Annotated in this window: 2 pseudogenes; one reads left to right on the top strand and one right to left on the bottom strand. The window is 73.9% G+C overall.

From position 1 onward, the window contains the following. A pseudogene (locus tag A5625_RS12550) lies at positions 1–214 on the top strand (alpha/beta hydrolase); the annotation flags it as partial. A gap of 28 nt (positions 215–242) precedes the next feature. On the opposite strand, the pseudogene A5625_RS12555 reads toward A5625_RS12550, so the two are convergent. Next, positions 243–536, bottom strand: a pseudogene (locus A5625_RS12555) (alpha/beta hydrolase); the annotation flags it as partial.

The raw sequence follows: 536 nt of genomic DNA on the forward strand, positions 1-536 counted from the left end.
CTGGCTGGCCGACGAGCTGACCCGCTCGTGGGGCGCTCAGTGGCCGCATTTGCCCGACGCCATGGAAGAAGCCGCCGGATACGTCGCGCCGAGCTGCGACGAGCTGGCCGGGCTGACCGCGCCAATGGGGGTGGCAGCCGCAGTCGACGACCCCATTCACCCGCTGCAGGCCGGCCTCGACTGGGTGGCCGCCGCGCCGCACGCGGCCTTGCAGCAGCTGCGCACCACCACCGGCGGCTGAGCTACAAGTCGGCGAGCGCGCTCAGGCACGCCGCACCCAGGGCGGCGGGATCCGCCCCGATCTGATCCAGCGTCACGGTGCGCAAGGCCGCGTGCGGCGCGGCGGCCACCCAGTCGAGGCCGGCCTGCAGCGGGTGAATGGGGTCGTCGACTGCGGCTGCCACCCCCATTGGCGCGGTCAGCCCGGCCAGCTCGTCGCAGCTCGGCGCGACGTATCCGGCGGCTTCTTCCATGGCGTCGGGCAAATGCGGCCACTGAGCGCCCCACGAGCGGGTCAGCTCGTCGGCCAGCCAGGG

The organism is Mycobacterium sp. 1465703.0 (assembly GCF_001672975.1).
Classification (GTDB): Bacteria; Actinomycetota; Actinomycetes; order Mycobacteriales; family Mycobacteriaceae; genus Mycobacterium.